13 protein-coding genes are annotated in these 10,558 nt (G+C 39.1%); all 13 read right to left on the reverse strand.

Going from position 1 to position 10,558, the window contains the following annotated elements; genetic code table 11:
* Nucleotides 1–240, reverse strand: a complete 240-nt coding sequence (locus G6Q06_RS06010; RefSeq protein WP_163566019.1) for an NADH-ubiquinone oxidoreductase subunit E family protein — start codon at nt 238–240, stop codon at nt 1–3.
* On the reverse strand, nt 237–1,466 hold the full coding sequence (nuoD, locus tag G6Q06_RS06015) for an NADH dehydrogenase (quinone) subunit D (RefSeq protein WP_163566020.1): 1,230 nt from the start codon (nt 1,464–1,466) through the stop codon (nt 237–239). The genes G6Q06_RS06010 and nuoD overlap by 4 nt, the downstream gene beginning before the upstream one ends.
* Nucleotides 1,466–2,263 (reverse strand): NADH-quinone oxidoreductase subunit C, encoded by a 798-nt coding sequence (locus G6Q06_RS06020; protein WP_163566021.1) that lies wholly within the window; start codon nt 2,261–2,263, stop codon nt 1,466–1,468. The genes nuoD and G6Q06_RS06020 overlap by 1 nt, the downstream gene beginning before the upstream one ends.
* 10 nt (nt 2,264–2,273) lie before the next feature.
* Nucleotides 2,274–2,783, reverse strand: a complete 510-nt coding sequence (locus tag G6Q06_RS06025) for a NuoB/complex I 20 kDa subunit family protein (protein ID WP_064429981.1) — start codon at nt 2,781–2,783, stop codon at nt 2,274–2,276.
* Nucleotides 2,765–3,154, reverse strand: a complete 390-nt coding sequence (locus G6Q06_RS06030) for an NAD(P)H-quinone oxidoreductase subunit 3 (RefSeq protein WP_163566022.1) — start codon at nt 3,152–3,154, stop codon at nt 2,765–2,767. The genes G6Q06_RS06025 and G6Q06_RS06030 overlap by 19 nt, the downstream gene beginning before the upstream one ends.
* 110 nt (nt 3,155–3,264) lie before the next feature.
* Nucleotides 3,265–3,933 carry a 16S rRNA (uracil(1498)-N(3))-methyltransferase gene (locus tag G6Q06_RS06035; RefSeq protein WP_163566023.1) on the reverse strand — a complete coding sequence of 223 codons (669 nt, stop codon included), beginning with the start codon at nt 3,931–3,933 and terminating at the stop codon, nt 3,265–3,267.
* Nucleotides 3,933–4,331, reverse strand: a complete 399-nt coding sequence (locus G6Q06_RS06040; RefSeq protein ID WP_240328779.1) for a hypothetical protein — start codon at nt 4,329–4,331, stop codon at nt 3,933–3,935. Before G6Q06_RS06040 ends, G6Q06_RS06035 begins: the two co-directional genes overlap by 1 nt.
* Before the next feature lie 8 nt (nt 4,332–4,339).
* Nucleotides 4,340–5,074, reverse strand: a complete 735-nt coding sequence (locus G6Q06_RS06045) for an outer membrane protein (protein WP_240329287.1) — start codon at nt 5,072–5,074, stop codon at nt 4,340–4,342.
* Between the two features lie 66 nt (nt 5,075–5,140).
* Nucleotides 5,141–6,151 (reverse strand): TerC/Alx family metal homeostasis membrane protein, encoded by a 1,011-nt coding sequence (locus G6Q06_RS06050; protein WP_163564157.1) that lies wholly within the window; start codon nt 6,149–6,151, stop codon nt 5,141–5,143.
* Nucleotides 6,151–6,921 (reverse strand): tRNA 2-thiocytidine biosynthesis TtcA family protein, encoded by a 771-nt coding sequence (locus G6Q06_RS06055; protein WP_163533989.1) that lies wholly within the window; start codon nt 6,919–6,921, stop codon nt 6,151–6,153. The genes G6Q06_RS06050 and G6Q06_RS06055 overlap by 1 nt, the downstream gene beginning before the upstream one ends.
* A gap of 276 nt (nt 6,922–7,197) precedes the next feature.
* Complete coding sequence (locus G6Q06_RS06060) at nt 7,198–8,058, reverse strand: arginase family protein (RefSeq protein WP_163566024.1); 861 nt, start codon at nt 8,056–8,058, stop codon at nt 7,198–7,200.
* Nucleotides 8,059–8,246: 188 nt separating this feature from the next.
* Nucleotides 8,247–8,999 (reverse strand): TdeIII family type II restriction endonuclease, encoded by a 753-nt coding sequence (locus G6Q06_RS06065; protein ID WP_163566025.1) that lies wholly within the window; start codon nt 8,997–8,999, stop codon nt 8,247–8,249.
* Nucleotides 8,987–10,486, reverse strand: a complete 1,500-nt coding sequence (locus G6Q06_RS06070) for a DNA methyltransferase (protein ID WP_163566026.1) — start codon at nt 10,484–10,486, stop codon at nt 8,987–8,989. Before G6Q06_RS06070 ends, G6Q06_RS06065 begins: the two co-directional genes overlap by 13 nt.
* Nucleotides 10,487–10,558 lie beyond the last annotated feature (72 nt).

The raw sequence follows: 10,558 nt of genomic DNA on the forward strand, positions 1-10,558 counted from the left end.
CTACCTCTTTTTGACTACTAAAGTCCAATCTACGCGGTTAAAACGCAAAGAATTCATCAAAGTATCCCCCCTTTGTTTGACATACTCCGCGCTTTGTTCTACGATGTTAAAATCCACCACCTCTAGCATAAAAATCACCACCTCACCAGCTTGTACACTACGATCTAAAATACCCCCCATGTGGTTTAAAACCGCCTCATTGGGTTGATCTCTTAAGGGGCGTAGATCAAAGCGCTTCATCGATCCACCTCGCCAAAAACTGCGTTACTTGAGCCAATTACGGTTACTGCGTCAGCTAGATACTGCCCTATTAAAATATCTTGCAAAGAACCAATGTGATAAAAACTAGGGGCGCGGATTTTAAGGCGGTAAGGGTAGGGATCGCCCTCTGAGTGGATAAAAAAGCCTAATTCTCCCTTAGGCGATTCAGTGGGGGCGTATACCTCGCCTTTGGGGGGGCGCATGCCTTGAGTTACAAGCACAAAATGTTGCATTAAAGCGTAATTTTGCGTCATGATGTCCTCTTTAGGGGCGGAAAAATAATGTGGGTTGTGTGCCATGATGGCCTTATCTGTGGGGGCGTGCATGGGAATGAGTTGTTCTAAAATACGCAAGGATTGTTCGATCTCTAGCATATAAAGTTGGTAGCGATCATAAGAATCTCCATTATTGCCCACCGGAATATCAAAGTCTAATTCTGGATAAAGCTCATAAGGCTCTTCTTTGCGCACATCATAGGCAATACCTGTACCTCTAAGCATGATTCCACTAGCGCCCCAAGATTTAGCTTGTTCTTGTGTGATCGTGCCTACATTTTCTAAACGGGCTCTCCAAATGCGGTTACTATCAAGTAGCCCCCCTATTAGTTTATGTGTTGCGCGCACCTCTTTTATAAAGGCCTTTAAGCTTTCTAGCCAGCTAGGCGCTAAATCTAAAGGCACGCCCCCGATACGGATAGCATTATGAGTCAGTCTTGCCCCACAATAATCCTCCATTAAATCTAACCCATACTCGCGGGTTTTAAAGCAGTAAAGAAAAACCGACATCGCCCCCACATCTAGAGCGTGCACGCTTAAGAAAAAGATATGTGAAATCACGCGGTTTAATTCTAGTAAAATGGTGCGAATCACCTGTGCGCGTCTGGGGATTTGCACCCCTAGTAAAGTCTCCACAGCGTGAGCATAGGCGTAGTTATTGCTGGTAGAGGAGGTGTAATCTAATCTGTCGGTGGTTGGCATGTACTCATTATAAGTCATGTTTTCGCCTAGCTTTTCACAGCCTCTATGTAAGTAGCCAATCTCAGGCGTAGCCTTGATAATTTTTTCTCCATCAAGTTCTAAAATTAGGCGCAATTGCCCGTGTGAGGAGGGGTGCTGAGGCCCAAAGTTAATCACCATTTGGTTATCATCTCTCTCAAAGAGGACATTTTCAAACTGGGGTTTAAGTTTATTAAAGATCTGTGCCATTAGGGACGCTCTTTGAGTTCTGAGGGGTCTTTTGTGTGTAGGTCTTTGACAAATAAAGACTTTTGGAAAGCGTGTTTTTGGGGGTGATCTTCAAGCGGGAGGCCTTTGGATTGTTCATGCCCAATTTTAGAAAAATTGAAGGTATCTTTCTCATCTACCCGTGCGCTATCTCTTTGCTCAGGCCCAATAATTTCGCGGTATTCTTTGCCAAAAATCTTATCCACCTCATACCACGCGGCATGTTCATCGCCCTTTAGTGGATAGGATTTTAAAAGCGGATGGCCAACCCAGTCTTCTGGCATTAAAATCCGGATTAAATGCGGGTGGCCTTCAAAGACAATCCCAAACATATCATAAGCCTCTCTTTCACTCCACAGAGCCGATCTAAAAAGATGACTCAGGGTGGGGGCTTTAGTACCTTGTTTAAGAGTGGCCTTTAAACGCAAGCGCCTTTTTTGCGCAAAGTTAGGTAGATAAGAGACAAATTGATAAAAGAGTTCAAACTCGCCTCTTTGTTCTAAAAAATCTATCGCGCTCATTTCGCTCAAAGTTTCATAACCTAGATTTTTTAGCCTCTTGGCAATTTCTGCTACCTCTGCCACCTCTACCACAAACACAGCCGTGTTAGTTTCTATAAAATTCTCTAGGATTTTATGATAATAGCTAAGGTGGTTGTAAATCACCTCGTAAGCTGTACCGATAAGAGAAGTTCTAGGCGTGTTTGCAATAACATGGAAGCGATCGGAGTAGTGGACATGTTTTTGGACATTGGCATTGGGGCGTTGTCTTCTAACCATTTGTAATCCTTTAAACGAGTCGTTTAGGCGCTTCTTCTGGCAATGCCTTTTGGCGGCGGATTTTATCTTGTAAAACCATTAAGGCATACTGCAAAGTTTCAGGGCGGGGTGCACAGCCGGGCAAATAAATATCTACAGGGATCACGCGATCTACTCCCTGCACGGTGGCATAAGTGTTAAACATGCCGCCTGTATTTGCACAAGAACCCATAGAAATCACCCATTTAGGTTCAGGCATTTGATCATAAAGGCGACGGGTAAATTCAGCGTGTTTTTTGGTAAGAGTGCCGGCGATGATCATCACATCTGATTGGCGGGGGGAGGCTCTAAAAATCGTGCCAAAGCGATCAAAATCAAAGCGCGAGCCACCTGTAGCCATCATTTCAATCGCACAACAAGCCAGCCCATAAGTAAGAGGCCAAAGCGAATTACTGCGCCCCCAATTTAAAAGCCTGTCTAAAGTGCTTAAAGCGATAGGAAGCCCGCCATTTTTTAAATAACTTACTGCATGCTCTGCCATTCTAGTGCTCCTCTTTTTAGTGCGTAAATAAAACCAATGACTAACAAACCAAGAAAGCTCAACATCTCTAGAAAGCCAAATAACCCTAAATCTTTAAAACACAGCGCCCAAGGGAACATGAATACAATTTCTACATCAAAGAGGATAAAAAGCATCGCCATGACATAAAACTGGTGGCTGATGCGGTTTTGTTGCTTTAAAGCAATGGGGCCACATTCATAGGCAGAAAGTTTGAGTTTTTCATTTCTTTTTTTGGCAAGTAGGCGGCTTAAAAAGCGCTGTATACGCAAAGTCCAATTAAAGACTAAAAAACTAAAGACCAGTAAGAAAAACGCCCCAAAATACGGATGTTCAAAACCACTCACTCCCACCGCTAGCTCCTTAGCAATTTCAATCCTATTAAAGCATAAATTGATTAACCAAAACTTTTATTAAAGATAGAAGTAGGGTATCAGAAATTTATTAATATTTTGCCAGCAGATTAACTATGTGCGGCTAAAAATAGCGCTGCTCCCTCACTTGTAAGGATAATAGGAGAGGGGCTATAAATTTTTCTGTCCTTAAAGAATTGGCGCTCTTGGTTAGAAAATCCCCCCTCAGGGCCTATAAAAATTCCATTTTCTAGGCTAACTAGCCCTTGAGTTTGATCATGCAAATCAAAAATACAGGCAGTAGGGTAGCACTCTAAGGCCATTTTTGTATTTTCTAAAACCTCTAACTCCATACATGCACTACGGCCACATTGTTCACAAGATGCAATGAGAATTCTTCTAAAACGCTCCAACTTGGGGGCGTCAATTTTTTCATTCTTTTGGCTAAAATGGGCGTAGAAAAAACTAATCTTCCCCACTCCCATTTGGTTAAGATAGGGTAAAACTTTTTCAATATTTTTAGACGCGATAATCGCCCAGATCAAATGAGAATAGCGTTTAGGGCAAATAGGGCGCAACTTTTGATCTATTAAGGATAAGCGTGCATGGTGTTTTTTAACCTCTAAGGGCTTGTAAAAATAAAGAATGTGATCGGCTAGGTTTCTAAAAACAAGAATTTCTTGGGCATGCATGCGGCGGCTTAAATAAACATGCCTGTAACTCTGTGCTGTTAAAAATAACTCTTGGCTACCGGCCTCTTTATGGTAAATAAATTGCATTAGAGGATATAAACAAGTAGACAAAGCAATAAATCTAGCCCATACAAGCCTTTAGACCATTTAATGTAGGCTAGCATTAGCGATTCTTTTGTGCGGGCTAGTTTGAGTTTGTAGACCCGCATGATCTCACCTAACATGACAATCCCCACCACAAGCCCCATAAGAGCAACCTTACCTGAAAGTGCAAAACTTTGCATGGCAAGTAGAAAAATACCGCTAAAAAAGGCCATAGCCACCCACGCAAAAACCATGGGCATCATGAAATACAGGCATTTATTAAGGGTGGCGTAATTTTTAACTAGCCCTAAAAAAACTAAATTGATCCCAAAGACTATGGGACCTAAAGCCATTAAACAAGCATGGAAATTGCGGGCATCTTGCCACGCCTCAGCTACCATTGAAAATTTTAAAAATTATAAACATAGTTAGCATAAAAGGCAATCACCCGCCTAAAAGAATAGGTGATGGTTTGGCCGGTGCTAGTCTGTGTATAATAAGGGGTGTTGATCACGGGGACTCTAAAGCCCACTTCTAGGCCGTTGTGTGCTCCAAGATTAGCCCGAATCCCAAAGTTAAACATCCATTGTACAAATGTGGGCGAATAGTTGATATTATTAGCGCCAATGGATTGTTTGAGGTAATAGTTACTAGTGCTCACACAATTAGTATTGGCCACCATTGTAGTACACACATCATTAGCTTTCCCCGCTCCCAAAGTCCAGCTACTCCCTCCCACTGCCATACCTACAAAGGCTCCAATATCATATCCCTTATTGCGGTAAAAATCCCAAAGCCCATCAATTCCCACACCATAAAAGAAATTGCCTAAAGAACCTTGCGTGGGATACTTCCTGCCTGTTTCTTGTGAAAAAGAACCCCCTTCTAAACTAATAAGGCCATAGTAACGCAAACCCCACCGCTTAGCTTTACCAAAGAATTGTTTATAACCCCCCACAAAATCCACACCGCCCATATTTGCCGAAAAAGGTTGTTGGCTTGTAAAATTAAAAGTTCTATCTGCATAAGATCCAGCCCCATGGGCGTATTGTAACCCGGCTTCTGCATACCAACCATTTTTAGCCGCCCCTAAGGGTAAAGCACCCAAGAGTATATATAATCCTGCTTGATACCATTTACGCATGCTAAACTCCTTTCTTAAAAAGCGCCATTTTAGCAAATTTTACTCTTATAGAGACTAAAAAAAACACTAGTTAGCTGAAGGGTTTTTAAATACACTTAATAACACCCCCGTACCTAAAATTGCTAATACAATATAAAGGCTAGTAGTGGGGCTAATACTTAGACCAAAACCAAATAAATGAGAAGTGGCATCTAAAATAAGTTTTAAACTAATAAAGGCAAGTACCACAATCACACTTTTTTCTAAATAAACTAGGTAGCGTTTTAAAACCTCTAGCACAAAATAAAGGCTACGCAAACCCAAAATCGCAAACATCATCGCGCTATAGATAATCAAGGGCTCTTTACTCACCGCAATCACGGCCGGTACGCTATCAAAGGCAAACATCACATCGCTTAATTCCATTACAGCTAAGCACAAAAAAAGCGGGGTGGCGATAATCTTAGCCTTGCTAAAAGCGCTTTGGTGGTGCAAAGCTTCTTTTTCTGTACCCTCTAACGAACTTTCTAAAGTTTCTAAACGCTCTTTACTAAGGAAAAAATCATGGCCAACTAGTTTTGGATAAACAGGGAAGAATTTATAAACGAGGCGGTAGGCTAAATGTTTGGAGTAATCCTCCTGTGCTTCTTCTTCCTCCTTATCTTGGTTTTTGATCATCACCACACAGCTATAACCCACCAAAAGGCCAAAGAGAATTTCTACATAGACTGAAAGATGTAATAACCCAGTTCCTATCAAAACAAAGATCAGTCTAAAAACAATCGCGCCGATAATGCCATAATACAGCACGCGGTGGCGGTAAATATCTGGGATTTTAAACCAAGCAAAAACAGCCATCATCACAAAAAGATTATCTACAGAAAGGGCTTTTTCTAGCACATACCCGGTGAGAAATAAAGACATGTTAGTAGGGCCATCATGCATATAAAGATAGAGTGCAAATAAAAGTGCGGTGGCGATCCAAAAAAGCGACCATAAAGTTGCGCTTTTAAGCGTGATCACTTGATCTTGGCTATGGGCTTTAAAATCAATCCATAACGCAAGAGCCATTAAGATTAAAAACACTAATAAATCCATTAAGCCCCCTGTGAATCTAAAAACACACCATCACTAAAACTATTGGCATGCACATTACAAAAGGCATTTTTAAGAGAAGTAAAAAGGGTGGGGTTATTGCGCTCCATTTCTTGTAAAAAATATTTAGTGGCTGATCTAGCAATGGGGGGTTTGTCTGAATCGGGTTGTTTGGCCGGGCAATTACAATCAGGGGCGGTGGGGATATTTTGGGATTTGACAAAATCAATACTTTGGCGTTCACGGATATGAATAAGAGGGCGGATCACAAAGAGTCCATTTTCTGCTCTATAGATAGGGGGCATGCTGCGCAAACTCCCATTATAGGTAAAGTTCATGAAAAAACTCTCTACCGCATCATCAAGGTGGTGTGCTAGGGCGAGTTTGTTATAGCCATGTTCTAGCGCATAATTATAAAGCACCCCACGACGCATACGCGAACAAAAACTACAATAAGAACTCTGTTCACGGCGCTTTTCACGGATTGTCTGGGCGATATTGGTATAAAGAATGGTATGGGGGATATTTTGCTCTGTGCATAAATCACTTAGCCATGCCAAGTCTTCTTTTAGACCATAGTGCACGGTGGCAGCTTGAAATGTAAAATTAAAGGGGGCGTGTGCTTGCATGCGCGCAAGCAAACAAGAGAGTAAAATAGAATCCTTACCCCCACTTAAGCCTATAAGGATGCGATCACCCTCACTAATTAAATTATAGGTGGCATTAGTCCTACCTACAACATTTAGAATTTTCTTACTGATGTTATAAACCATGTATGTCCTTTAAATGAGTTGAGCATTGTCATTGTTAAAATTTATAAATAGCCTCTAAAAATCTCTTGTCTAATACTAACATAAAGGATCTGAATAAAACAGAATAGAGAGTTAGATAGGAAATAGAGATGTGGCGTTAAAAAACATAATCTTAACCTTTGCTAGTTTTTCCAGATTTTCAAAATAATGGAGAGTACGATCTGGGATCTAGCGTCAGAAATAGCGCTAAGATAGACGCAAAGAACTTCATTATTTACAGGTGGAGCTACAATAAAGCTACACACTCTGCTCTCTTAAAAGGTCTATTTCTGCTAGCATATCCTGTAGTTTGTGCGCATCAAAGGGGAGATATTCAGCAAGGGTGAGACCAACTACATCCGCCTCTTTAAAAATCACCCTTAAAATCTGGCGCAGTTGATTCATTGACATTCTACCCCCTAAGCTGCCGTCTCCTACCAACTCTTTATTAGCAAAATAAGTAGAGAAAAACAAACTAGCATCCAGCACATCTACATCCAAGTGAATCACAATATATTCAAATTGGGTACAAAAATTTGAAATTTCTTGATCAGAGAGAAATTCTTTATCTTGGATTTTAAAGTTGACCCCCCTTTGCCTCAAAAAAGATTCCTGATCAGGAAGCAAGCTTTGCAAGCCCACATAGAGGATTTCATGGGCTAAAAACTTTGGATATTGCCTTAAATGGCTAAGCTTAGTATCCTTCTCTCCTAGCAAAGAACCTAGCACAAAGGCGTGCGCGTAGGGGTAATTGCCATTGGCAGTAGAGACATCCGGGTGCGCATCAATCCAGATAATACCTAGATTTTTATATTTTCCATGCAAATAATCAAAGGGCGCTTGAGATACAAGACAATTCCCGCCTAAAGTGATGACTTTATCTGGCTGAACCTCTCTTAAGATTTCTCCGGCTCGCTTAATACCCGCCACAACTGCCTCTTTTGCATACACCCCTTCTGTAATTTTATAAGCCTCTTTGGAGGGCGGATCGATGTCTACTACATAGACCTTTTGAGTGGTATTTTCTGGCAAAAGTTTTGCAAGTAGATGCGCTCCCAAATAATAAGTCTCAAGCCCTCCGCCTGCAAAATCAGGATATAAAAGACGGATGATTCTCATGTATCCTCCTTATTTAGAATTTTCTTACTAATGTTATCTTTTAAAAAAGCGGGTGATTGCTAGGACACATTTACAAAGGGCGTACTCTAAAACCTCTTACCTAATACTAGCATAACCAACCCAATTAAGTCTTAATCAAAACTTTATCGTTTTGTGGATGTATACTTAAGAAGCTAATTTTGTGCTGGTTAATACATGAATTTAGCAAAGTATGCATCTATTTCTGCGCGTAAGCTAATACCTGCTTGCTCAAAAGCATTTAAAAGTAGCTCATAACTCCCATCACCCCCTAAAAAATCCCAAAATTCTTTTGCTACCTTTAACTCATGTTTTAAGTCTAACATACCTGCAATTGTCCACCTAGCATAAGGTTTTGGCTCATAGGGGTTATATGGAATAGCTATCAAACTATTTATTCCATGATTTTTAAAATCTAACATTGCAAGAGCAGACCATGTGAGTAGTGTGCGCTTAAATTCTTTAAAACTACCCTTGTTTGGCTTTGCTGTTTTTAGATCTATTAAAAATATTTCCTTATCTCTTTTTAAAAACAAATCTACTTTTGTGGGTTTTATAGTGGATAAATCCCCACTTTGGGAGTTTGAAATGGCTTTTAATTCATTTATTTTATCTGGTCTTGCATTGGCACTTTCTAGATTATCTATGATCTGCTGTATTGTTATTTGGCAATTTTTATATATTTTATTGCCCATATCACGCTGTTTTTGCACAACTTCAAAATTATTCTTTGCTAGCTCTTTGGCTACTAATTCAAAAATACTCGTACCAAAATTTGTATTTAAACTTTGAATAAAACTAAAAAGCGCCATTCTATCACTTCCTAAAAGGCGTGTGTGAAAAGGCATGTAAGAAGTCTCAGGATTATAAGATTTAAGTTTTGATTTTAAGGCCTTTATCAATAAATCTTTTACATCTTGCATGATTTCTCTTTTAATAAAAATATGCTTTCGTTGTAGCTTTTATTGTCTTTTTGAGCACGATTAAGCACGGGTCTATCAAAGCACTTAGCTATTCTCATATCTGCTAGATCTGCAATACTTGGATAGAGATCAAATTTATCATTTGCCACTATGAATATGTTGTAATCTTTTACTAAAAGTGGCTTTACATTTCTTAGCGCTTTAGCGATGTTTTCTACATAGTTTCTTTGCGCACTCTTGCCCTGCCCATCTCTAAGACTTCCTATTTCTAAACCGTCAAATCTTGCTAGATTAAAAAGATCGTAAGCATAAGCGTGTTGCTCGTGATAATCAATTAATCCAACATAGGGTGGAGATGTAAAAATACCTGCTATTTTCTGTGTTTGGATTAAATGTTTGAAGCTTGTATCTTGTAGCTCTTTTAATACATCGCAATTTGTAGAATCTGCGTTGATACAGGTTTGTAAAGTAGATGTTTTAAGTTTTTTAAATTCTTTTAATCTTTTAAGCGTATCTAGCGCATATCTTTTAAAATGTTTTTTAACACTAAAAAGAGGTTTACAAATGCGCCTATGCTTTTTACAATAATAAGGCCGGATAATAGCATACTTTAGTGTGGCTAAATCGCTATGAGTAGTCGCGCGCACGCTCCTAGCTGTGCGGCTCAAAATTATTTTAAAAATATCATCTAGTGGGGATATTAAATCTTTTATAAAAAAGAGCTCCTCTTTTATGCATGGCAAGTACCATTTGTCTAAAAAGCTACCAGTTTGTTTTGTATTTAAATCAAAACCTTTTACAGCTTCGTTATAAATAGCTAAAAACTCAGCCTCTTTTTTAAGCCCAAAATCTAGTTCATTAATCTCTTTTAAAAAAACCTTTCTTTTAAAATCGTGCGGAAAATTAGCCTTATTAAACTCACTTAATTTTTGATTTAATATAGTTTCAAGTGGGTGGATTTTTCTACTTTCTAAATAATTTATTATCTTATTTGTCTCATTTTCTAGAGCAGTAAGATCATAATTTTTAATCTTTGCATTTGAAAGTATCACATTAAAATTTGATAGCTCTATGCCTAATGCGTGCATGCCTAGTTCATTAGCTACAGCTAGAGTTGTACCAGATCCACAAAATAAATCCAAAACAATATCACCCTTTTTAAAAAAGGGCTCTTTTAAGAAATGCTCTACAAGTTGGGGAATAAATTTACCCCTGTAAGGGTGGAGGCGATGGATGTGTTTTGTTGTTTCTGACTCTTTAAAATTGGCAAAAGAGAGGGGATTATCTAATTCTATTTTTGTATCATAGTAGTTTTTAAGCTCAAGCAAAGAGATTAATTTTTGATTCTTGCTTTGACCATGATTGACGATGCGTCCATAGTTTAAAAGGTAGTTAATATTATTAATCGTTACCTTCTTGCCCAAATATCTACTGGCCCACAAACTCGCATCTTTTAAATTTAATAATTCTATTTTGTCCAAAATCATTAGTATTCCTCACAAGGTCTTCTATTACATTTAACTAGTAACATAGTACTCATTACAATAGTAGTGGAATTT

Source organism: Helicobacter suis, from assembly GCF_902196135.1.
Lineage (GTDB): Bacteria > Campylobacterota > Campylobacteria > Campylobacterales > Helicobacteraceae > Helicobacter > Helicobacter suis_A.